The following is a 21,893-nucleotide window of genomic DNA, read 5'->3' on the forward strand; positions in this document are numbered from 1 at the left end:
AAAGGCGTTGATATAGGCCTCTTTGATCGCCGCCGCTTTTTTGCCTGTGAAACCCATCACCAGAAACATAAAGCCGTCTTTGGTCATTTGGTACAGATTGTAAATCTCGCCGTTTTGCTCATTGGTATATGGGTGTGCTGAAAAGTTAGCAGACCTAAATTCATCTGAACAATCAAGGTTTTTAATTTTGGCTGTGACGTTGCGATGTTGCTTACCAAAAGCTTCGGCAACTTTGAGTGAAGTGGTTTTTATATCGCCATTATCGCTGGTAACAGCATTGGCTGGAATAATAGAAGTGATCATAGTGGTGCTCCGTTTCTACTCGGATTGACCACCACACTATTATGGTGGTCGGGAGGTTAGAAACCGTGCACCCACGGCGGAGTTATTCCCCTTACGGGTATTGTATTCCTCGCCCTCCCGACCATAAAAACTGGTTGGGTTGCCTGGCAATAGGCATAAAAAAGCCACGACTATCGGGCGCGGTGAATCCGGGTGCAAAAAAGAGTTTCTACGCTCTTAGCGCGCACTATAGGCCAAAAGTCATTACCGAGTCAATTCACTTGTCGGTTAACTGATAAGTAATTCATGCATAACGGTAAATGGTTTCGTTAATATTGTGTGTAAATGTTGATTAATGTTAACATGGCGGTGGATTTTTAGAACATTACAAAGACTATGATTTTCATGTGCTTAGTTTAGTAATGGCTAAACAGCCTCGATAATAAAAAACGAACAGGGATGCAAAATGAAAAAACTTATGCTTGTCGGTGTTATGTTGGCAGGATTGTCTGGTTGCTCAAGTATTGTCAGCAAATCTGACTATTCGGTAGCAATTGCCAGCAATCCAGAAACTGCGGATTTTACTGTGGTAAACAGGGCGGGGAAAGTGGTTCATAGTGGGGTAACCCCTGCAACTGTGATGCTTAAATCGTCATCGGGTTACTTTAAAGGTGAGACATACACCATTACTTTCAAAAAAGAGGGTTATCCAGATAAAGTCTATACCATGAAAAGCGGTATCGATGGCTGGTATTTTGGTAACATTCTCATTGGTGGCCTTATTGGCATTCTTATCGTTGACCCAGCTACCGGCGCTATGTATAGCCTGCCAGAGCGTGTTGATGTGGCACTAGATGGTGCTCCAGCAGATAAAGAGCAAGTGACCATAGCGTCGATCCATAATTTATCAGACGACCAAAAAGCCCAGCTGGTAAGAATAAATTAATTGAGACGTTGAGCTTTAAAAAAAAGGCGTTATTCCCCTAACAGTGGGATAACTCGCTCAAACAACTTACCAGTACAAACCGCCGCCGATTAACCTCGCGGCGGTTTTTGTTATTCAGGCCTCAACGCTACCGTTGGGGCCTTTTTTATTGCTAAACAGGAGGATGCCATGGGCACCACAAAGAAAGTAAAAGGCACGCAACTTTATGCGATTGACCCTGCCGATGACAGCTTGTTAGTGGTGGCTAATGTCACCAGTATCGAGGGTATCGACTCGACCATAGAGCAAATTGATGTCACGCCATTAGAGGCAGATGCCCGTGAATATGAATCCGGCCTAGCCACTCCTGGCGCCGCCACATTTGGTGTCAATACCAACCCAGATCTAGACGTGCATCAGCGCCTGCACGAACTAAAAACCGCAGGCGAAACCTTGCAGTGGTACTTGGGCTGGAGTGACGGTAAAGGCATAGAGCCTGATGTGAGTGTGCCAGGCGTGGTGACCTTGCCGACGACACGTACCTGGTTAACCTTCCGTGGCTTCTTAAGTTCATTCCCGTTCTCGTTTGCGCTTAATGATGTGGTGAAGTCGAGTTGTAGCATTCAGGTGTCTGGTGATCCGGTATTGATCCCGAAAGCGGCAGCGTAAGGAGGTACCATGGAACTTAGCCTCGCAGTGATTAATGAGTCCTCATCGTTTGCCCCGGCCAAGCCAGAGGCGAAAGAGATCAGCTGGCAAAACCTCAACGGTGAAACGGTTACCGCGACCGTGTATGTGCGCCACAGCAGTTATGCCACGTCGGCCGCGATTTCAACGGCGTTTCGCCAAGGTTGCACCGACATTGTCGCCGCACATCTGGTATCAAGTATCGTCACCAGCAAAGGGGAACCTTTGCTTACCATGGCCGATATTGTGGGCAGTGAAAAGCGCGGACCTATGTGTCAGGCGTTGGTCGATGCCATGATGGCCGCTATTGCAGAGGTGAACCGCTGGGGGGATGAGGCCGACCCAAAGCCTGTGACGCAGAAGACGAGCTCTGGTTCGAACTCGTCCTCGCCGGCGTCGGCGGACGAACCGTTGCAGAAGCCAAACGGCGAGTAAGTAGCGCCGAGTTTGCCGGGTGGGTCAATTACCGCGCCAAATATGGGCCGCTGTCGATGCAAGATCGCAGCGAATGGTACACCGCCCGGCAAATGCATCAACTGTGTTTAATCAATGGCGGCAAAGCTGAACTGCAAGACTTCATGAGTTTCTATCGTGAAGAACAAACAGAAGACGCCACCCCAGAAGATCTCTTTAACCTGCTGCAAGCCAGCGCAACATCCAATGAATAAAGGTAGTTAATATGGGCAGTTACGGACTACGATCGCTCACCGTTGACTTAATCGCCAATACGGCCAGTTTTGAAGGCGGGCTAAGTAAAGCCGAACGTGCCATTCTCAAAACTGAGACCAGTTTGGCGAAAATGGTTGGGCGGGTCGATCCGGTTACTGCCAAGCTTAATAATCTTGATAAGGCTTATGAAAATCTCACCAAGCAATTTGAAGCTGGTGATATCGAAAAAAGCAAATTTGAGCTTTATTCTAAGCAGGTTAAAGAGTTTCGCAGTCAAGTAGAGCGATCTCAATACGACAAGCTGTTAAATCAGTTAGACCCTATTCGCACCAAGATAAGCGACATTGCCGATCAACAAAAACGCTTAAAGGCGGGCTTTGACAAAGGCCTAATCAATGAGGCGGACTATACCCGTTATAACAAAAGCCTAGAGCAGATGCGCACCCATTTGGTTGGCAATGAAAAGGCCATGAATGTGAATGCCATGTCGGCCAAGCAGATGCAGTTTGCCATGCGCGGCCTGCCGGCACAGTTTACTGATATCTTTGTCTCCTTGCAGGCTGGCCAAAACCCCATGACGGTGTTTATTCAGCAAGGCGGACAAATCAAGGATATGTTTGGCGGCCTGGGCCCGGCCACCAAAGCCCTGGGCGGCTACGTTGCTGGGTTGGTTAATCCGTATACCCTTGCCGCCGCCGCAGTTGTCGCCGTTGGGGTGGCATACTATCAAGGTAGAAAAGAAGCAGACAGGTTTCGCAGTGCCATTATCATGGGTGGCAACGCGGCGGGTACAAGCGTTGAAAACCTGCAATTGGCAGCTGCGTATATAGACGGCTATGCAGGTACACAACGTGCAGCGTCTGAAGCCCTACTTCAGGTAGTAAAATCAGGTAAGGTTGCTAGTGAACAATTCGCGCTAGTTGCTGGCTCTGCGCTGTTAATGAAGCAAGCAGTAGGTACCGCCGTAGAGGACACAATTAGCGAATTTGAAAAACTCGCTACAGATCCCGCAAAAGCCGCTGCCGAACTAAATGAGAAATATCATTTCCTCACCTCGAGTGTGTATGAACAAATTATGGCTTTAGAAAAAGCCGGTAATCACACTGATGCTGCCAAGCTTGCAACAGAGTCTTATGCCGAAGCCATTGAGCAGCGGGCAGATCAGATAATATCAAACCTCGGCCGCATTGAGAGCGCCTGGAAATGGACCAAGAGCATAGCGGCGGAAGGCTGGGATGCGTTTGTTAATGGCGCCATGTATTATCTTGATGGTCCTAACCTTGAGCAGCAGCTAAGGGAAAAGGGCGCAGAAATTCAGGAGTTGCTTGCTAAAGGCCCTGGGAAAGGTGGTGAAGCTACTCGTCGAAAGCAAGAGCTAGATAGATTAACAGGGGAACGTGACGTCATTATCGAACAGCTAAAGGCTGCTCGTGATTTAGCTGAAGAAGATAAGAAGTCGCAAGAGATTAACGCCAAAGCCATTGCCGGTCAGCAAAAGTTCAATGACATACTCGAGTCCACGTTAACCAAAGAAGAAAAGCGCCTCAAAGCCCATCAGGATCTACAGCGTTATATTACCGATATCCGCGCCGCAGATCCAAACAGCGCTTTAATTAGTGACGACAATATTGCTAAGGCCAAGAAGTGGATCGATGACCAGTACAAAGAAAAACAAAAGGCTGAGTCTGATGCCGGGCAAAAGCTATTAAGGCGTTATCAGCTGCAAGAGGAGCAATTACGCCAGCAGCTTGAAACCCGGGAAAAGTTGAGTAAACAGTCACAGAACTTACTTGGGTTAGAGCAGCAAATTGCAGATCTTAAAAGCAAAAAGGTACTAAGTGCCGATGAACAAAGCCTGTTGGTCTATGCCGAAAAAATTGCGGCACAGTTAAAAATTAATCAGGCGCTAGAAGATGAAATTGCTAAACGTGAGCAGCTTCGTCGGGAGATGGCGTTTCAGCAAAACCTCGGCAGCGAAACAGCTGCCATTCAGCTGCAATATGCCGACGAACTCGGCGCCTTTGGCAAAGGCGACCGCACCAACAAACGCCTAATTGGCCGCAATGCAATTACCCGCAGCTTTCAGGGAAAAAAAGATGCGTTGACCAGCCAACTTACAGAAGGATCAATCGGTGAAGATGAATACAACACCAACATGCAGGCCCTAGAATCCGAATTGGCGACCCGATTGCAAATGTATGAAAAGCATTATCAGGATATCGAGGCAGCCAGAGCCAACTGGCAAAATGGGGCTAGCCGCGCGTTTGATAATTATATCGATAGCGCCAATGATGTTGCCGCCCAGACTGAAAACCTGTTCAACAACGCCTTCGGTAGTATGGAAGATGCCATCGTGCAGTTTGCCCTCACAGGCAAGGCCAGCTTTGCCGACTTCACCAAGGCGATATTAGCTGATCTAACTCGCATTCTGGTTAAACAGGCTTTGGTGAAAATAATCAGCTATGCGTTTGGTGGTTACGCTGATGGTGGCGTGGTCGGTGAATATGACAGTGGCGGCTATACGGGCCCCGGGGGCAAGTATCAGCCAGCAGGCATAGTGCATAAAGGCGAGGTGGTCTTTAGTCAGGAAGACGTTGCCCGCCTTGGCGGTGTAGCCAGCGTAGAGAGCATTCGCAAGGGATTTAAAGGCTTCTATGATGGTGGCGTGGTCGGCGGTAAGTATGCTGCTTCAGCTATGCCAGCGTCAGGCGGCGTGAATATCACCCAGCACATTAGCGTCGAAAACGACAACAGTAATGGTGTTAAAGACACTGACAAGCTAGGTAAGGCTTACGCCCGCGCTGCCGACGAAGGTACCCGCAAAGAGATCGCCAAGCAACTTAAGCCAGGCGGTATGATCTGGCAGGCAATGCGCGGTTATTAACCGCCCGCCTTAATCAATAAAAGAGGTCATTAATGGCATTGCAGCAATTTACCTGGGTACCAACCAACAGTGCCACTGGCGAGAAAAGTTTTACTGTTAACAAGGCCGAATTTGGCGATGGTTACAGTCAGTCGGTTTCCCGCGGCATCAACAATGACAAGCAAAGCTGGCCGTTAACCTTCACCTATAAAAAAACGGATGCGTTAGCTATCTGTGCTTTTTTAGATGACCACAAAGGGGCTAAGTCGTTTGCTTGGTTACCACCATTAGGCGCCATGTCGCTGTGGACGTGTGAGGGCTATAGCGTGGCTCCAATGGGCGCCGATGTTTACCGTATCACCGCCACATTTGAGCAAGTCTATCATCCGTAAAGGCATCACCCATAAGCATCATCCGTAAAGCGTTCCATAAAAACACCAACAAGAGCATCCATCAATGCTATCTCATGATATTCAAACCCTAGAGCCAGGCTCTGAGATAATCCTCTATGAAGTCGATGGCAGCGCATTTGGCGCGGGTATCTTGCGATTTCACGCCCATAACGTGCCACACACCGAGGCCGAAATTGCCGCGGCTGTGGCGGCTCAAACTGACCTGCCAGCAAAGCCAATCTACTGGCAGGGGGAAGAGTATTCGCCATGGCCAGTAAAGATAGAGGATGTCGAGATCAATGCCGATGGTTCGCCATCCAATCCAAAGCTTACTGTGGCCAACCTCGAAGGGGCGATCACCGCCTTGTGTCTAGTATACCAAAACATGGAAAACGCTCGGGTAACCATTCACCGCACCTTGGCCAAGTACCTCGATGCGGCCAACTTCAGCGGTGGTAACAGCGGTGCCGACCCGACCCAGGAAAACCTCGATATCTGGATAGTGGACCAGAAGGTGGCGGAAACCGATGAAGCGGTGCAGTTTATGCTGGCTAACCCAGCTGCCGTAGGCAACTACAAAATTGGCCGTAAGATGACGCCTTATTGTTACTGGTGTCAGCGTGGTGGGTATCGTGGCGCAGATTGCGGTTACACCGGTAGCAATATGTTTGATAAAGACGACAACTCCACGGCGGACCCCGCAGCCGATCAATGTAGCGGCACTATAGCTGGTTGCAAGCTGCGCTTTGGTGATGATGCCGAATTGCCTTACGGCGGTTTCCCTGCGGTCAGGATGATCAAATAAGGACCAACAAATGAAACCTTGTTCGCTGCACGCCTTTCAGGATCACGCCAGAAACTGCTACCCAAATGAGTGCTGTGGCGTACTGTTATTGGTCGGCAAGTCAGAGCAATACCGCGCCTGCGAAAACACTCACGCTCAAGGTAAAGACGCCTTTCGAATCGACCCGCAAGTTTTTGCCACCCTCGAAGATGAAGGTACCATAATTGGTATCTGCCACAGTCACCCAGACGCCAGTAGCCAACCAAGCAACCATGACCTGGCCATGTGCGAGGCATCTAAATTGCCGTGGCACATTCTAAGCTGGCCAGAAGGGGACCTACGCACCATTACACCATCAGGTGAAACGCCACCGCTACTTAATCGGCCATTTGTCCATGGCGTATGGGACTGTTATGCCCTGGTCAAAGACTGGTACCAACTCGAGCTTGGTATCGCTCTGCCAGAATTTGAGCGTGCAGACGGGTGGTGGGAAGGTGAGCATGAGCTCTATCTCGATAACTATGCCGGCGCAGGGTTTTCCCCAATACCAGATAGCGATCTTCAATCCGGCGCGCTGCAAGTTGGCGACGTAATCTTAATGCAGATCCAGGCTCCCCGCGTGAACCATGCCGCGGTATACATAGGCAACGGCATGATCCAGCATCATCTGTATGGACGTTTGTCTCGCCGCGATGTTTACGGTGGTTATTGGCAGCGAAATACCAGGTTGATAGTTCGGCGTGATGGTGAATCACAATAGATAATTACAAACTTGTAAGTATATTGGGCAAATGTTAGCATTCGCACTATAGGACACTGTACTACACTTAAGGGGAATGAGTGGGGCGGATATTCAAAACACCTGATTTTGCAAATTGGGCTGAAAATGAAGGTGTTGCTGATGAAGCCTTAATTTCTGCCGTGAAGGAAATGGAAGATGGGCTCATGGATGCCAATCTTGGTGGTAGTGTATACAAAAAGCGTGTAGCGCGTAATGGTCAGGGAAAAAGCGGCGGTTTTAGAACACTCATCGCGTTCAAAGGGCTGAATAATTCTTTTTTCCTGTATGGTTTCGCTAAAAATGAGAGAGATAATATCTCCAAAAAAGAAAAAACTGCATTAAAAGCCTTGGCTAAAGAGATGTTTTCATACAGTGATGAAGAACTCAAAAAGGCGTTAAATAATAGTAGTTTAATAGAAGTAATAGAAAGGGGTAACGAGAAATGAGCAGATTATTGCAATCTATTCATAGTACTGCGAAAGGCTTGCATGAGGCTGGGGTGATGAAACCTGCAACCTTACGTGAGTTTGACGAATTGTGCCTGCCTGAAATAAAGCCGTTGTCACCTCAAGAAATTAAGCGTATTCGAAGGGCCAACAATGTAAGTCAGCCAGTGTTTGCCATGTGTTTAAACGTGTCTGTTTCAAGTGTGCAAAAATGGGAGCAGGGAACACGTCATCCAGAGGGGCCAGCATTAAAACTGCTAAACCTAGTGAAAAAGCAAGGTGTTGAATTGCTAATGGCGTAAGCCTCACTATGGTCAATTTGTAGAAAAGCCACCGAAAGGTGGCTTTTTAGTCTGTGTATGTAGTCACAGTAACTGCCTGGCCCTTGCTAATTCAGCCTGTAGCTCCTCGGGGCGCTTGGCTTGGCAGTTGAATTTTAACCGCAGATCAGTTAACTCCCTATCAAGCTGCTTACGGGCATAATGCAGATTATTCATATGCTCAAAGGTGTTGTTATAAAGTCCTGGGTTGAGTGACGCCAACCCATTGCAAATGCCCTGATGCCAACGGTAATTAACCCACGCCGCTGAATGCAGCAGCAAATCCATAAGTCTGGCTTGCTCTGGAGTAATGAGGTAACCCGCTTTTTCAGGTTCAGGCAGGTTGGGGGCTTTACCAAGCCACTCGCCCTCGATGGCCATACTGTGTACATAACTGACGGCCTGTGCCACCTGCGCCGTGTCAAGCTCATCTACATGCCGAACATTAAACCGCTGATGCACCAGCCCATAGGCCTCTGAATAGTTGAGCTTCATTTTCGACACGAGCAGGTTAATTGCATTTCGCAGCCCGGTTCTGTCATCGGTATTGCTTTTGCGTTGTTGCTGTAATGTCTCGGCCATGGCATTAAAGGCGTTGATATAGGCCTCTTTGATCGCCGCCGCTTTTTTGCCTGTGAAACCCATCACCAGAAACATAAAGCCGTCTTTGGTCATTTGGTACACTTTGGATTCGCGTGAAGCACCATTGCCAATCGCCACATTTTGAACATGGGCTGAAAAGTTAGCTGATGCAAATTCATCAGAACAGTCAAGGCTTTCAAGCTTTTGAATAACATTCTTGTGTAGCTTGCCAAAAGCTTCGGCAACTTTGAGTGAAGTGGTTTTTATATCGTAGTGATCGCGCACAACTGCATCGGCGGGCAGCATAGCAAGTGATGTGGATAAAGTAGCTGTGACCATAACGGCCTCCTAGATTTTTTCTGAAATAACCCATTAACCGAATGGGTGTCGGGAGGTTCAGAACGGCTCTAAGAGACCGCGGACTTATTTCCCCTAAGGGTCTTATATTCGTCGCCCTCCCGACATAACGGGTACTGCATTTAATCCTGCCGGATTTGGGCATAAAAAATCCAACACTGTCGGGGCTGGCTATCCGCTTAGATGAGGTTCTGACGCCTCAGTGCGGACTATAGGCCAAAAACGAACTGATAGTCAATTTACTTATCGGTTAACTGATAAGTAAATTGATATTATTGTCTGTAATTGTTGACTGATGTTAACATGAGGCTAGATATTGAACACATTACAAAGAGAGGGATTTTCATGTACTTAGTTCGCTTGATCACTTTAATCATTTTGGGATTAGGTGGATTTTACTTCGCTGGTTCCGTCGACAATCAAAATCTCCGCTTTATTTCTATGATGGCTGGTTGTTTAGCCGTAATTTTGTTTTATTTTTACCCCATGTATGAAGCACATTTTAGAAAACAGCCTAATTTCGATGCCATATTCATGGTCAACCTGTTATTAGGATGGACACTAATAGGTTGGACTGTGGCTTTGGTTTGGTCGTTGCGTGAGCCAGAAATTGTCGCCGTAGTAAATAAGAGCAAAACTGATATGGCTGACAGCCATAAAGCGAGTGATGCTGCCAAGGTGCATGAGGCTACCAAGCAAATGGTGGAATGCCCATTCTGCGCAGAAGATATTTTGGCAAAAGCCAGGAAGTGCAAACACTGCGGAAGTGAAGTAGAACCTGCAATACATTGAGCTTTCTAAAAAGTCGTTTATTATTCCCCTAATAGTGGGATAACTCACCCAGACCACAACAAAGAATAGGCCGCCGTTAGTAAATAACTATCGGCGGTTTTGTTTTTCTTGGCCTCAGCTTTTTAGCTGGGGCTTTTTTATTGCCTTAAGGACCACCATGCCAGAGCAACAAAAAGTCGTGATTAAACTTTCAGGATCATTGGCGGCTAAATTTGGCCGCGTCCATGTGCGCTATCTGGAATCGGGTAAAACTTGGGAGGCGTTCTCGGCGCTTAAACGCACCGTTGCAGGTTTTGAACAGTTTGTGATGGCCCAGGCAAAGTTAGGTATGCGTTATGCCATATTCAGAAACGGCAGTAACGTGGCTGAAGATGAATTTGACTTTGCCGGCACCCGGGAGATCCGCGTTGTCCCCATCATGGAAGGCAGCAAGCGAGGCGGCGTACTGCAAACTATCGTTGGTGCCGTGCTGGTGGTAGTTGGGGTGATTGTTACGGGACTATCATGGGGGTTAGCTGCTCCTGTTGGTGGTGCCCTGATTAGTGCCGGAGTTGGATTAATGGCTGGAGGTATTGTGCAGATGCTATCACCGCAAAACCTCAACAACTCATCCAATGAAGATCAGGGTACCAGTTACGCCTTTGGCGGTGCGGTAAACACCACTGCTCAAGGCAACCCTGTAGGTATCGGTTATGGTGAACGCTTAGTCGGCGGCGCCATTATCAGCGCTGGGATTTATGCCGAGGATCAACGCTAAATGGCATCACTTTCATCTAATCTGGCTAAAAAAGCGATCAGTGGCCGCAAAGGCGGCGAAGGTCACACCCCAGTAGAAACGCCGAATAACTTGCTTTCTACCAGCAGCGCCAAGATGTTGCTGGCGCTTGGTGAGGGCGAATGGCACGGCAGTATTGATGGCTCTAATATCTATCTCGACGGTACACCGCTGCTCGATAGCCAGGGCAATGAAAATTTCCCGGGAACCAAGTGGGAGTTTCGGCCAGGCTCTGTGCAGCAGACGTACATTCAAGGTATCCCATCGGTCGAGAACGAGCTCGCCATCAATACCGAATTAACCGACGGATCGCCATGGGTGCGCTCGGTAACCAACAGCATGTTATCCGCATTGCGTTTGCGCCTGCGCTGGCCAGCTCTGCAACAGCAAAAAGACAATGGCGACATTGTTGGTCTGACGATCGCTTATCGGATTGAAGTTGCTACAGATGGCGGTGGCTACCAAACTCTTCTTCAAACTTCGGTCACAGGCAAGACCAATACCACCTACGAGCGTAGCCACCGTATCGATTTGCCAGCTGGCAGCAGCTGGCAAGTGCGGGTGTCTCGCATCACGCCTAATCAGAATAAAACCATCGTTGCCGATAGCATGTTTATTGCGGCGATCACCGAAGTGGTGGATGCGAAGTTTAGTTATCCAAACACGGCGCTGCTGTATATCGAATTTGATGCCGAGCAATTTAACAGCATCCCTTCGGTCGCGGTTAAAGCCAAGATGCGTAAGGTGCGGGTGCCGACCAACTATGACCCTATTGCGCGCACTTATTCTGGCACTTGGGATGGTAGCTTTAAAATTGCCTGGACTAATAACCCCGCGTGGATCTCTTACGACATTATTTTAGAAGACCGCTTCGGTACCGGTCAGTATATCGATGCCAGCTTGGTGGATAAGTGGGAGCTGTACCAAATCGCCCAGTATTGTGACCAGTCGGTACCCGATGGCAAGGGCGGCAGCGAGCCACGCTTTTTGTGTGATATCTATATTCAACAGGCCAAGGAGGCCTGGCAGGTTCTGCGCGACTTAGCCGCAATTTATCGTGGTATGAGCTACTGGGCGAATGGTCAGATGTATAGCGTGGCCGATATGCCGCGGGATATGGATTTTCTTTACACCAACGCCAACGTGGTAGACGGCAAGTTTAGCTACACAGGCACCAGCGTGCGCAGTAAGTTTACTCGTGCATTGGTGAGCTATGACGACCCTGACAACGATTACAACACCGATGTGACATCTGTTGGTGATATCTCCCTGCAGCAACGATTTGGCGACAACCCTGTCGAGCTTAGCGCCATTGGCTGCACTCGAGAGAGTGAAGCACAGCGGCGAGGTCAATGGGCCATTCACACCAACAATGCCGATCGCATGGTTGGCTTTAGTGTCGGCCTAGATGGTCAGGTTCCACTGCCCGGTATGATCATCGGCGTTGCCGATAAGCTTGTCGCCGGCAAGCGCTTTGGTGGTCGCATCAAAGCGGTCAATGGCCTCAATATTACCATCGACCAAGCCTGTGATGCCGCAGCTAACGACAGCCTCATCGTTAACTTGCCATCTGGCAAGGCCGAAAAGCGAACCATTACCTCTGTGAATGATGCCGTGATCACAGTCTCAACAGCTTACAGCGAAACGCCAGCTGAGCAGCTGCAATGGTCTGTCGAATCAAATACCTTGGTGCCTCAGCTATTCAGAGTGATGACCATTCGCAAAGCTGACTCAGATGAAATTGAGTACCAAATAAGCGCGGTAGAACATAACCCAAGTAAGTTTAACGCTATCGATAACGGCACCAAGTTACTCGACAGACCGATCTCCGTTCTGCCGGCCAAAACTCAAGCGTCGCCAGCCACAATCAATATTAGCCAGCGCACCTACGTCGAGCAAACACAGTCAGTCACAGTGATGATCATCGACTGGCCAAAGACTGACGGCGCGGTCGCCTATGATGTTCAATGGCGTAAGGACGATGGCGATTGGGTCAGCCTGCCGCGAACCGGTAGTAACAGTGTTGAGGTGGTGGGGGTTTATACGGGTGGCTATCTTGCTCGAGTTAGGGCTATAAACTCGGTGAATGTTGCCTCGATTTATGCCGAATCAGTGCTGACCGATCTAACAGGCAAAGACGCAAACCTCAGTTTGCCAACCAGTTTAACTGCTACATCAATCGCCTTTGGTATCAATCTGTATTGGGGTTTTCCACTCGGCAGCGAAGACACTCTTCACACCGAAATTCAAATAGCCTCGGACAATTTTGGTAGTGATGCGCAAAAGTTGGTTGATGTGGCTTACCCATCTGCCAGCTACGTTGTCGGCAATTTGCCGAAAGGAACTGCATATTATTTCCGTGCAAGACTGGTTGATAAAGTAGGTAATAAAGGTGCTTTTACACCATGGACCTACGGTGCATCATCATCAAACCAAAGTGACTATGACACTCTTTTCGGGGAAACCTTTAGATCCTACACCTGGTTTGCCTGGGCAGATGATGATGCCGGCACAGGGTTTACCACTAACGAGACTGCCGGCAAGGCTAAAAAATGGATGGGGGTTGCCACAGATAAAGCCGTTTCGGCCCCGAGTGGTAACTGGGAGGATTACACCTGGACGAAGGTGCAAACGGATATACCGCCCGTTTTCACCCCTGACGAAGAGGCCAAACTAGACAACTTGATGGCAGGCAAGCTGCCTAATGATGCCAGTAAGGAAATGCTAGCCCTGCAGGATGCGCTAGCCGATCCTAAGTTCAACAATAATCTGTTGACGGCTCAGCAACTTCTTAACCAGGGCATTGATGCTGCCGATCTTGGCGGTGAAACACCTGCAGGTGCCCAGGCTAAAGCGAACGCGGCAGAAGCTGCAGCGGCGCTGGATGCGCTGAATAAGGCCCAGTTGGCCGAGGCTAACGCTTTGGAGCAATCAGGTGGTACAAACCTATTAAATATTTCTACGTTTACATCGAGTTTAAACAAAGGCGGCTGGAATAATGGAGCAGTTGAACTTATTGGTAATGCCGCCGGTGTTGATGCTTTAGATGCTAGGTCACACGCCCTAAAACTAATCGCTAGGGATAGTTATGAGTTAAATAACGCTATCCCAGTAACTGGCGGTGAAAGGCTGTATTTCTCCGCTTGGATGAATACTCAGTTAAGCAACTACCAGCTTAGGTTTGGCTATCGAAAAGTAGTTAATGGCATTCCTCAAAGTTATTGGCACTCAGCTTGTGCTCAAGACGTTGGTGAAGGGTGGAATTGGGTTCAATCCTTTGCCGTTATACCAAGTGATTGCACCAGTATTATTCCTTGGCTTGTGATTAACGGTTACAGCGACCTAGGCGTGGCTTTTGTGCAAGATCTTGTTATATCAAGAAGCCCGATAAAAGCGGGGGCATTGGCAGAAAAGGATAGCTTAACTGCTGGTGATGTAGGTGCCGACCCAGCGGGCTCAGCTGCCCAGGCTAAAACTGCTGCCGAGGGGTACGCCTTGGCACAAGCAAACCTAGCTGAAACCGAGTCAAAGGCTTATGCCGATAACGTTGTATCAGCAGAGGAGCAAAGGGCCATTGTAGATGCTCAAGCTAGGGCTGATGCGGCAAAAGCCGAGGCCGTTAATGCAGCGCAGCAGGCGCTCGATGCTCGAATCAACGCTGGCGAGGCATCTGGGTTAGACAATCTGTTAAGTATTTCTGGCCTGCCTTTTAGTCAGGATTTGATGATATATGGTGACAGTGACAAGTATTACCCTGTGGTGTTTATGTATGGTTCACAACAACAAAATCGCAGAATAAAAATATGGCGAAGTTATGATGAAACAGCCCCTGACGATTGGTACTTATCGACTCACAAAGGGCAGTTAAACGTTGATTGGTTTGGCAACTTTGGCGGCTGGGGTGGTGCTGGTTACTTTGAACAGATATTACATCACACATCGGCTTACACTGAGTTACTTGCTGATGCGTATCGTTTCGGCGCGAATATGATGTATGTGTTCTTTTTGCGCGGCGGCGGCCCTGGCGGTGCTATATATCACTTTGCAAGTGATCAAAATGTTATGCCGCAAGTCTTTTATAACCAGGAATTAATTCATTCACCCAGCAATACATATGCGCCCGCACCAATAACAACCATTAATAGTGAGCGACTACATAATCTAAAGATTGGATATAGCACTATTGGCAATTTGCTGGCTTATTCTGCTCAGTTCGGCAGCCTAAAATCTAGGTTGGCGTCATTTGGTGGCATTACAGCTGAAACCATTGCAGCTTTGGCGATTGCTACTAATCATCTGCAGGCTGGGGCGGTTGTTACTGATAAGTTGGCTGCAGGCGCGGTTACCTCAGACAAATTAACGGCTGATACTGCATTAATTAATAAGCTAATTTCTAGTCAGGGCTTATTTGATGAATTGCAGGCCCGCTTGGCTGTGTTTGGCGGCCTAGCGGCGCAGAGTATTGCTGCCAACGCCATCAGCACAAAACACCTAACCATTGCCAATACCGATAATATTTGCACCAATCCAAAATTCATGAATGCATCAGGAACAGGAGGAAATACAGAGGGGTGGACTGGAAATGTCACTGTTCTATGGAATAACAATCCCGATGCTTATGGTGGTGCTTCTTATCTTGGACTGATTAATAACTACCGTGACACTTACTTTAATTACGATAAACCTTTTAGCGTATTAGATGGAGAACAATACTATTTAAGCCTGTATGCCTACCACTATCAAAACCCCACAGCTGATTTAAGACTAGGGCTTATGGTGAGATACTCTGATGGTTCAATGGGTTGGAATACGTTTCTGGCTAGAGCGGCATCAGAGAGGGGGGCTGCTAACTTTGCCAGCGGTTCGGTGACTGTTGGTAATGTTGCAGGCAAAAAGGTTGTTAGTGCGGCCCTGTTTATTCAGATGAATGGCACTAACGGTGCCATGGGTGGTGGATACTATGTAACGAATGTTTACCTACGAAAAATGGCATCTGCAGAGTTAATTGTTGATGGCTCGATAACGACTCAGAAACTCGTTTCTAAGGCCGTTACAACTGACAAAATTGCGGCCAATGCCGTTACTGCTAACGAGTTGTTTGCCGATTCTGCGCTGATTAATAAGCTAGTGGCCAGCCAAGGCCTATTTAATGACCTAGTGGCCCGCTTGGCGGTGTTTGGTGGCCTGACGGCTAACAGTATCGCCGCCGGGGCCATCTTGGGCACACATATCAAAGCCGGTGAGAAAATTCAGTCCCCCATCATCGAGGGCGGCCAGTTAAGGCTTATCGGTAGTGGTTATATGAAAGTTCAAGCCGCGACACCGTTCGGCCCTGACTCACTGGTTGAATGGTATGGGCCTAAATTGTTGTCAGGTACCGAGCCGAACTGGGGAGCGCTTAAGAAGTCAAACGCAATAACCTATTTGGCCGCAAATGGTGATGCTTATTTCGGCGGCAGTTTAAGTGCTGGGGTATTAAAGACGGGGGTTACTAACCCGGATAAGAACCAGTATGCAGCGAGTTCAATACCTGTGCTGATTGGGCCATTTGGCACTAACGGCAAGGCTAAAAATGTTGTTGTGTCTTATGACCTGTCTGCAGACAGCACAACATCTTCTAGCTCTGCTGTATCTAACAAGTCTCTGCAGTGGCAGCTGCAGCGCTCTATTGGAAATGGAGCCTGGACAACCGTTGCTAGCGGTACATTTACCATATCAGTAAACAAGACTTGGGAACCTGAATTTGGCTATTACGAAATTCGTGAATATTGCCATGCTTCATCGACCTATACCGATAACTCAACGTCTACCAGTGATTTTCAGTATCGCTTGTTGGTGGTAAGCGCCACGCGTTATCACGTTGTGTCGCAAGTTTCATCACAGACTATTTCAATCGTTTCAACTGAACAATAAGGGGGCCTAAATGGCTTTAACATTACCATCTATTTCACTTTCATCTGGCATCGATATAGCAAACCCGCTGCTGGTGATCTCAGAGTTAAACGTTACCAATAATGCATCGATTAACGAGCGCCTGGAGGTTGCCATGGCACCAGGAGAGGGCCAGCAGGTTAACGAAGGCTACAAGGTAGTGACTAACAACCACGGCGGCAAGGGTTGCACTTACATGGTGAGCGTATTTGCCACCCAGGCAGCATTCGAGGCAGGCAAGCCACCTGTTGAGGTGTTACGTGACGAACGCTCAGCAAAGGTGTTTAGTGTGCAGCTGGCAGATGCTGCCTATGATGGTATGGAGCCTAGAACGGCGGCTTATGCTCATCTGATTGCACAGCCTGGCTTTGAAGGTTCGACCGTTGTGGATGGCATCGGTGTTTAACATGCGATCTGCTTTGGTTGTTTTGTTAGTCGCATTACTTGGTGGTTGCGATAACCCAAAGGTGCGGCCAGAGCATGTAAGAACTCAAGTCGATCTCAGAGTGCATTTTATGCAATCAGTAAAACTTGAGGCTAAAGCTCAAAGCCAAGGTTTAAACGGCAAGGAACGAGGGTTCGCAGTGTGGTCACCAAATGACAATCAATGTGATGTCTATCTTCAGTTACCGGATAGTGTTGACGATGATAAAACTCTAACGCTAGGTCACGAGGTATTTCACTGCATTGCAGGTCAGTTCCATTAGTGCGGCTGATATAATGGAAATCTCCAGGTTATTTATTGCGTGAAAAATGAATAAAACCTGTAGAAAATAAAGATGCTTAATCAGCTAAATCATGGCGTTAATCGTGGTTTTTGGGCGAATTATTTTCTACAATACAAAGCTAACGATTTGTTTTTAAGGCGCTAAAGATCGGTCTCCAAAACCGATGGTTGCGGGTTCGAGTCCTGCCACCCCTGCCACATTCTAGAGAAGCCGTTCAGAAATGAACGGCTTTTTGCTTTTCTGAGTTTTATCTTTTCACTCAAGTTCATATAGTCTCTGGTCGTCGTGACACTCGCATGGGCAGAGGTTATCCTTAAGGGGTTAGCATTTGTCTGGAGGCGATTTGGAACCGAGTGCATATTTAGATGCGATGGGTATAACCCGCTGGGTAGAGAAGGGAGCCGAGCTTTCCCTGTACCATATTCTTGTGGATCGAGGAGCGAGCGTCTCAGGCGACCACCCGCTTATTCGCCAGGTGTTGGCACTCTTTCCCGAGCAGGATAAGCAGGTTGTCGTCAGCGATTCGCTTAGCAGCACCAAAGAGGTGTTTTGGGATATGCGAAGTCTCAGGTTACCTAAGGTGGCATGCGCCATCAGCTCTGCACCTATCGCCGTTCTCGAGCAAGAATCTAAGGCCAAGCGCGAGCTATGGCAGCATATTTGGGAGAGCGATGCCTATGACGCTAACGCTTAAGACACTGACCAAGGAAGAAGCTCCTAAGTTGCATGAGCTGGAGTCGGCCTGCCATAGCTTCCCCATGTCGCTGAGTAACCTTGAGACCTGTTTCGGGCGTTTCTACCATGTTATCGGTCTCTTCGATGATGAGCAGTTGTTGGGCTTCAGCATTCTGCATCAACTGTTCGAAGATGCCACCCTGATGGATATCTGCGTCAGGCCAGACGCCCAGGGGCAAGGTTTGGGTAGGCGCCTCACTGAGGCGTTAATCGAGCTGGCAGCGACTCAGGGGGCCGAACGTATGATGTTAGAGGTGAGAGCCTCTAATGAAAGGGCAATCGCCTTATATCGCCAGATGGGCTTCGAGCAGACGGGAATGCGGGCCAATTACTATCAGCTAGAGCAGGGGAAAGAGGACGCTATCCTGATGGAGCGTTTGTTCTAGCCGTTTGGGTTTGTATTTGGGGATAAAAAAATAGCGCCGAAAGGCGCTATTTTTGTTTCTAAGCGTTGAATGCAAAAGACAATTGCTTGCCAAGGTCTTAGGTTATTTGACCTCTTTACCTTGCGCCTGCAGGTCGGCGTGGTAGCTAGAACGCACCATAGGACCACATGCTGCATGGGTAAAGCCTATCTCTTCGGCATAGTCTTTCAGCTCGTCAAACTCAGCTGGCGGCACGTAACGCTCTACCGGCAGGTGGAACTTAGAGGGCTGCAGGTATTGACCGAGTGTCAGCATCTCAACCTTGTGCGCACGCAGATCGCGAAGCACCTCGGCGATCTCTTCGTTGGTTTCACCCAGACCCATCATCAGGCCCGACTTAGTCGGAATATGTGGGTGTTGTTCTTTGAATTTCTTCAACAGATCCAGTGACCATTGGTAGTTCGCCCCTGGACGAGCCTTACGGTAGTGCTTAGGCGCCGTTTCCAGGTTGTGGTTGAAGACATCGGGTGGCTCGGTTGCCAGGATCTCCAAGGCGGCGTCGATGCGGCCTCTGAAATCGGGCACTAAGATCTCAATCTTGATCTCTGGGTTGAGCTTACGGATCTCGCGGATACAGTCGGCAAAGTGCTGGGCACCACCATCACGCAAATCGTCACGATCCACAGAGGTGATCACCACATATTTCAGCTTCATGTCTCTGATGGTTTGTGCCAGCTTTACCGGCTCTTCGGCATCAGGCTTGAGTGGACGGCCATGGGCCACGTCGCAGAAGGGGCAGCGACGTGTACAGATGGCGCCCAAGATCATGAAGGTGGCGGTACCATGGTTAAAACATTCGGCAAGGTTAGGGCAGGAAGCCTCTTCACATACAGAGTGCAGACCGTTCTTACGCAGCGCCTGTTTGATGTCGACGATACGCTGGTTCGATGCCGGGAGCTTGACTCTCAACCAATCGGGTTTGCGTAGCATGGTTTCGCGCTCGGAAGGCACGACCTTGACCGGAATACGAGAGACCTTGTCGGCATCGCGTAACTTGACTCCGGGTTGTAATCTTTCAGGCCTACTCATATTAGTCTGTTAACCCTTGATGATGTTCTAGATGTTGATAGCCCAATTCTTGGCTAAAGGTTTGTATCAGTTTCTCGCCGGCTTCTTCGACGCTTTGTGGCCCCTTGAGCGGCTTACATTGAGCCATCTCTAATCCTGCATAACCGCAGGGGTTGATGCGCTGAAAGGGGGACATATCCATATCGACGTTTAGTGCCAGACCGTGGAAGGAGCAGCCTTTACGGATCCGCAGACCCAGAGAGGCAATCTTGCGCTCTTCGACATAGACGCCAGGGGCGTCGGCCTTAGGATAGGCCTCGATACCATAGAGGGCGAGCATCTTGACGATACTCTGCTCTATGTCGGTCACCAGTTGGCGAACACCGATTTTGAGGCGTTTGATGTCCAGTAGAGGGTAGGCGACTAGCTGCCCTGGACCATGGTAGGTCACTTGGCCACCACGATCGACTTGAATGACGGGGATATCGCCGGGGTTGAGAATATGCTCACTCTTGCCTGCCTGGCCTTGAGTGAACACCGGAGGATGTTCGACTATCCAAAGCTCATCTCGGCTCGTTTCATCGCGATTATCGGTATATTCCTGCATGGCATGCCATACCGACTCGTAATCCTGGCGTCCAAGATGACGAATATGTAAAACCGTATCTTTCAAGGGCAACCTCTCCCCTCAGCGTTTAAGTGCGCCTATTATACGCGCGAAATCAGGAAATGTAAGGTAGATCACATTTCCTATCAGGAGGGCACATCTTAGAGGACGCGCTTAACCCCTTCGATAGCCGCTAACTCGATGTAAAGCAGTTCGATCTGCTCTTTACTGTGAACCGTTACCTTAACGGTGATCGAGTGGTAGCTGCCTTTGCTTGAGGCCCTGGAGGTTGGCATATAGTCGCCTGGTACGTGACGCTGCACAACGGCAACGACATCATCGGCGAGTGTGTCTCTGGCGTCGCCCACGACTTTGAAAGGGAAGGCCGCGGGGAAGTCTAGGAGTTCATGAAATTTGGTGTCTAACATAGGTGTCTATCTCTTGCCTAACTTAATGGCTATAAAATGGGGGTTATTATACCTAATTCAAGCCTGAGAGGCTAAAAACAAAAAAGTCACCCTTAGGTGACTTTTTACTATCTCATGCATTTGTCGCTGTGGAATTAGTTAAACCAGCTGGCAAACATCTGCTTAAAGTAGTCCATCAGCTTGCTGAACCAGCTGCCTTCGTTCACCTCTTGCAGGGTGACCAGTGGGAACTGGGCAATGTCTTTGCCGTTAAGCTGGAAGTAGATGCGGCCTACTGTCTCACCCTTGGGGATAGGGGCGGTCAGCTCCTTGTTCAGCTCGTAGTTGGCTTCGAGGTTTTTCGCCTGGCCACGGCTGATGGTGATAGGGGTATCGGTCAGCACGCCCAGATCCACTGACTCTCTGTCACCGTACCAGATCTTCTGGGTTACAAAGCTGTCGCCCGCCTTGTAGGGGGTGATGGTCTCGAAGAAGCGGAAACCATAGTTGAGCAGTTTCTTACTCTCTGCCTTACGGGCCGACTCGCTGGCGGTGCCCATGACCACAGACACCAGACGCATGCCATCTTTGGTTGCCGAGGTCACCAGGTTGTAACCGGCGCCAGAGGTGTGACCCGTCTTGATGCCATCGACGTTCAGGCTCTTGTCCCACAGCAGACCGTTACGGTTGTACTGCTTGATGCCGTTATAGGTGAAAGATTTCTCCGAGTAGACGCGGTACTCCTCGGGGACGTCGCGGATCAACGCGGCGCCCAGCAGTGCCATGTCGTAGGCTGTGGTCTTGTGATTTTCCGAGTCCAGTCCGTGTGAGTTCTCGAAGTAGCTGTCACGCATGCCCAGCTGTTTGGCCCAGGAGTTCATCAGATCCACGAAGCCATCTTCGGTACCGGCAATGTGCTCGGCCATGGCAACACAGGCATCGTTACCCGACTGAATGATGATGCCGCGGTTAAGATCTTCGACCGAGACCTGCTTACCCACTTCGATAAACATCTTAGAGGAGTCAGGGAAATTCTTCGACCAGGCGTTCTTACTGATGGTCACCTTGTCTTGTGGTGAGATATTGCCCACCTTGATCTCGTGGCCTATCACGTAGCTGGTCATCATCTTGGTGAGACTGGCCGGGTTTAGGCTCTCATAGGCATTCTCTTCGGCGATGATCTGGCCCGAGTTGTAATCCATCAGGATAAAGGCTTTGGCTGCTACCTTAGGTGCATCAGGCGTAACAACGGGTGCCGCGTTGGCTGCCGTGATAGAGAGAGAGGAGACAAGGAGGAGTGTTTTCAAGCTATGATTCAGTAATTTCATATTATCAAGGCACGTCTTCTGGTTGAATGCAAAAATTTGGGCGCTATGTCGGGCGAGTATAACATTAGT

The 21,893-nt window shown here is 49.0% G+C and carries 22 protein-coding genes; 16 read left to right on the forward strand and 6 right to left on the reverse strand.

The annotated features are described in order from the left end of the window. Nucleotides 1–303, reverse strand: a 303-nt coding sequence (locus AYI87_RS15450) for a Rha family transcriptional regulator (protein WP_144203739.1), incomplete at its 3' end; no start/stop codon positions are given. Nucleotides 304–748: 445 nt separating this feature from the next. Here AYI87_RS15450 and AYI87_RS15455 point away from each other — a divergent pair. The 10 genes from AYI87_RS15455 to AYI87_RS15500 all read left to right on the forward strand — a co-directional run bounded on the left by AYI87_RS15455 (nucleotide 749) and on the right by AYI87_RS15500 (nucleotide 8,131). Further along, complete coding sequence (locus AYI87_RS15455) at nucleotides 749–1,228, forward strand: hypothetical protein (RefSeq protein WP_144203599.1); 480 nt, start codon at nucleotides 749–751, stop codon at nucleotides 1,226–1,228. Between the two features lie 168 nt (nucleotides 1,229–1,396). Further along, nucleotides 1,397–1,876, forward strand: a complete 480-nt coding sequence (locus AYI87_RS15460; RefSeq protein WP_144203601.1) for a phage tail tube protein — start codon at nucleotides 1,397–1,399, stop codon at nucleotides 1,874–1,876. A 27-nt stretch (nucleotides 1,877–1,903) separates the two neighbouring features. Next, nucleotides 1,904–2,329 (forward strand): phage tail assembly chaperone family protein, TAC, encoded by a 426-nt coding sequence (locus AYI87_RS15465; RefSeq protein ID WP_186300647.1) that lies wholly within the window; start codon nucleotides 1,904–1,906, stop codon nucleotides 2,327–2,329. Nucleotides 2,330–2,385: 56 nt separating this feature from the next. Next, nucleotides 2,386–2,562 carry a hypothetical protein gene (locus tag AYI87_RS21265; RefSeq protein ID WP_186300648.1) on the forward strand — a complete coding sequence of 59 codons (177 nt, stop codon included), beginning with the start codon at nucleotides 2,386–2,388 and terminating at the stop codon, nucleotides 2,560–2,562. An 11-nt stretch (nucleotides 2,563–2,573) separates the two neighbouring features. Continuing rightward, complete coding sequence (locus AYI87_RS15475) at nucleotides 2,574–5,447, forward strand: phage tail tape measure protein (RefSeq protein ID WP_144203605.1); 2,874 nt, start codon at nucleotides 2,574–2,576, stop codon at nucleotides 5,445–5,447. Between the two features lie 32 nt (nucleotides 5,448–5,479). Further along, complete coding sequence (locus AYI87_RS15480) at nucleotides 5,480–5,818, forward strand: phage tail protein (protein ID WP_144203607.1); 339 nt, start codon at nucleotides 5,480–5,482, stop codon at nucleotides 5,816–5,818. A gap of 64 nt (nucleotides 5,819–5,882) precedes the next feature. Continuing rightward, the gene (locus AYI87_RS15485; protein WP_144203609.1) at nucleotides 5,883–6,623 is read left to right on the forward strand and encodes a phage minor tail protein L; all 741 of its coding nucleotides are present in this window, start codon (nucleotides 5,883–5,885) and stop codon (nucleotides 6,621–6,623) included. Nucleotides 6,624–6,633: 10 nt separating this feature from the next. Continuing rightward, nucleotides 6,634–7,362, forward strand: coding sequence for a C40 family peptidase (locus AYI87_RS15490; protein WP_144203611.1), 729 nt, complete (start codon nucleotides 6,634–6,636; stop codon nucleotides 7,360–7,362). Nucleotides 7,363–7,442: 80 nt separating this feature from the next. Then, on the forward strand, nucleotides 7,443–7,829 hold the full coding sequence (locus AYI87_RS15495) for a type II toxin-antitoxin system RelE/ParE family toxin (RefSeq protein ID WP_144203613.1): 387 nt from the start codon (nucleotides 7,443–7,445) through the stop codon (nucleotides 7,827–7,829). After that, the gene (locus AYI87_RS15500) at nucleotides 7,826–8,131 is read left to right on the forward strand and encodes a helix-turn-helix domain-containing protein (protein WP_144203615.1); all 306 of its coding nucleotides are present in this window, start codon (nucleotides 7,826–7,828) and stop codon (nucleotides 8,129–8,131) included. Before AYI87_RS15495 ends, AYI87_RS15500 begins: the two co-directional genes overlap by 4 nt. A 63-nt stretch (nucleotides 8,132–8,194) precedes the next feature. Here AYI87_RS15500 and AYI87_RS15505 read toward each other — a convergent pair whose 3' ends face one another. After that, a complete protein-coding gene (locus AYI87_RS15505) occupies nucleotides 8,195–9,070 on the reverse strand; it encodes a Rha family transcriptional regulator (protein WP_186300649.1) in 876 nt (291 codons plus the stop codon). Nucleotides 9,071–9,433: 363 nt separating this feature from the next. Here AYI87_RS15505 and AYI87_RS15510 point away from each other — a divergent pair, with 363 nt between their 5' ends. The 6 genes from AYI87_RS15510 (at nucleotide 9,434) to rimI (ending at nucleotide 18,435) form a co-directional block, all read left to right on the forward strand. Next, on the forward strand, nucleotides 9,434–9,880 hold the full coding sequence (locus AYI87_RS15510) for a superinfection immunity protein (RefSeq protein WP_222116784.1): 447 nt from the start codon (nucleotides 9,434–9,436) through the stop codon (nucleotides 9,878–9,880). Nucleotides 9,881–10,037: 157 nt separating this feature from the next. Next, a complete protein-coding gene (locus AYI87_RS15515) occupies nucleotides 10,038–10,637 on the forward strand; it encodes a tail assembly protein (protein WP_144203617.1) in 600 nt (199 codons plus the stop codon). Next, complete coding sequence (locus tag AYI87_RS15520; protein WP_144203619.1) at nucleotides 10,638–16,568, forward strand: host specificity protein J; 5,931 nt, start codon at nucleotides 10,638–10,640, stop codon at nucleotides 16,566–16,568. Between the two features lie 10 nt (nucleotides 16,569–16,578). Beyond that, complete coding sequence (locus AYI87_RS15525; protein WP_144203621.1) at nucleotides 16,579–16,992, forward strand: hypothetical protein; 414 nt, start codon at nucleotides 16,579–16,581, stop codon at nucleotides 16,990–16,992. 665 nt (nucleotides 16,993–17,657) lie between these two features. Further along, a complete protein-coding gene (locus AYI87_RS15530; RefSeq protein ID WP_144203623.1) occupies nucleotides 17,658–18,008 on the forward strand; it encodes a DNA polymerase III subunit psi in 351 nt (116 codons plus the stop codon). Continuing rightward, nucleotides 17,992–18,435: a ribosomal protein S18-alanine N-acetyltransferase gene (gene rimI / locus AYI87_RS15535; protein WP_260865156.1), complete on the forward strand. Its 444-nt coding sequence runs from the start codon at nucleotides 17,992–17,994 to the stop codon at nucleotides 18,433–18,435. The genes AYI87_RS15530 and rimI overlap by 17 nt, the downstream gene beginning before the upstream one ends. 102 nt (nucleotides 18,436–18,537) lie before the next feature. Here rimI and lipA read toward each other — a convergent pair whose 3' ends face one another. The 4 genes from lipA to AYI87_RS15555 form a co-directional block, all read right to left on the reverse strand. After that, complete coding sequence (lipA, locus tag AYI87_RS15540; RefSeq protein WP_144203627.1) at nucleotides 18,538–19,503, reverse strand: lipoyl synthase; 966 nt, start codon at nucleotides 19,501–19,503, stop codon at nucleotides 18,538–18,540. A gap of 1 nt (nucleotide 19,504) precedes the next feature. After that, nucleotides 19,505–20,155: a lipoyl(octanoyl) transferase LipB gene (gene lipB / locus AYI87_RS15545; RefSeq protein ID WP_041406693.1), complete on the reverse strand. Its 651-nt coding sequence runs from the start codon at nucleotides 20,153–20,155 to the stop codon at nucleotides 19,505–19,507. Between the two features lie 95 nt (nucleotides 20,156–20,250). Next, a complete protein-coding gene (gene ybeD / locus AYI87_RS15550; protein WP_011866737.1) occupies nucleotides 20,251–20,517 on the reverse strand; it encodes a DUF493 family protein YbeD in 267 nt (88 codons plus the stop codon). Between the two features lie 134 nt (nucleotides 20,518–20,651). Next, a complete protein-coding gene (locus AYI87_RS15555) occupies nucleotides 20,652–21,824 on the reverse strand; it encodes a serine hydrolase (protein ID WP_144203629.1) in 1,173 nt (390 codons plus the stop codon). Between the last annotated feature and the right edge of the window lie 69 nt (nucleotides 21,825–21,893).

It is taken from the genome of Shewanella sp. KCT, assembly GCF_007636505.1.
In the GTDB taxonomy this organism is placed as follows: domain Bacteria; phylum Pseudomonadota; class Gammaproteobacteria; order Enterobacterales; family Shewanellaceae; genus Shewanella; species Shewanella halotolerans.

Bases quoted from the DNA above. Each gene is read 5' to 3' on its own strand.
- AYI87_RS15455 (WP_144203599.1), top strand. From the start codon at position 749: ATGAAAAAACTTATGCTTGTCGGTGTTATGTTGGCAGGATTGTCTGGT.
- AYI87_RS15480 (WP_144203607.1), top strand. From the start codon at position 5,480: ATGGCATTGCAGCAATTTACCTGGGTACCAACCAACAGTGCCACTGGC.
- AYI87_RS15505 (WP_186300649.1), bottom strand. From the start codon at position 9,070: ATGGTCACAGCTACTTTATCCACATCACTTGCTATGCTGCCCGCCGAT.
- AYI87_RS15500 (WP_144203615.1), top strand. From the start codon at position 7,826: ATGAGCAGATTATTGCAATCTATTCATAGTACTGCGAAAGGCTTGCAT.
- rimI (WP_260865156.1), top strand. From the start codon at position 17,992: ATGACGCTAACGCTTAAGACACTGACCAAGGAAGAAGCTCCTAAGTTG.
- AYI87_RS21265 (WP_186300648.1), top strand. From the start codon at position 2,386: ATGCAAGATCGCAGCGAATGGTACACCGCCCGGCAAATGCATCAACTG.
- AYI87_RS15555 (WP_144203629.1), bottom strand. From the start codon at position 21,824: ATGAAATTACTGAATCATAGCTTGAAAACACTCCTCCTTGTCTCCTCT.
- AYI87_RS15525 (WP_144203621.1), top strand. From the start codon at position 16,579: ATGGCTTTAACATTACCATCTATTTCACTTTCATCTGGCATCGATATA.
- AYI87_RS15460 (WP_144203601.1), top strand. From the start codon at position 1,397: ATGGGCACCACAAAGAAAGTAAAAGGCACGCAACTTTATGCGATTGAC.
- ybeD (WP_011866737.1), bottom strand. From the start codon at position 20,517: ATGTTAGACACCAAATTTCATGAACTCCTAGACTTCCCCGCGGCCTTC.
- AYI87_RS15515 (WP_144203617.1), top strand. From the start codon at position 10,038: ATGCCAGAGCAACAAAAAGTCGTGATTAAACTTTCAGGATCATTGGCG.
- lipA (WP_144203627.1), bottom strand. From the start codon at position 19,503: ATGAGTAGGCCTGAAAGATTACAACCCGGAGTCAAGTTACGCGATGCC.
- AYI87_RS15475 (WP_144203605.1), top strand. From the start codon at position 2,574: ATGGGCAGTTACGGACTACGATCGCTCACCGTTGACTTAATCGCCAAT.
- AYI87_RS15510 (WP_222116784.1), top strand. From the start codon at position 9,434: ATGTACTTAGTTCGCTTGATCACTTTAATCATTTTGGGATTAGGTGGA.
- AYI87_RS15490 (WP_144203611.1), top strand. From the start codon at position 6,634: ATGAAACCTTGTTCGCTGCACGCCTTTCAGGATCACGCCAGAAACTGC.
- AYI87_RS15485 (WP_144203609.1), top strand. From the start codon at position 5,883: ATGCTATCTCATGATATTCAAACCCTAGAGCCAGGCTCTGAGATAATC.
- AYI87_RS15520 (WP_144203619.1), top strand. From the start codon at position 10,638: ATGGCATCACTTTCATCTAATCTGGCTAAAAAAGCGATCAGTGGCCGC.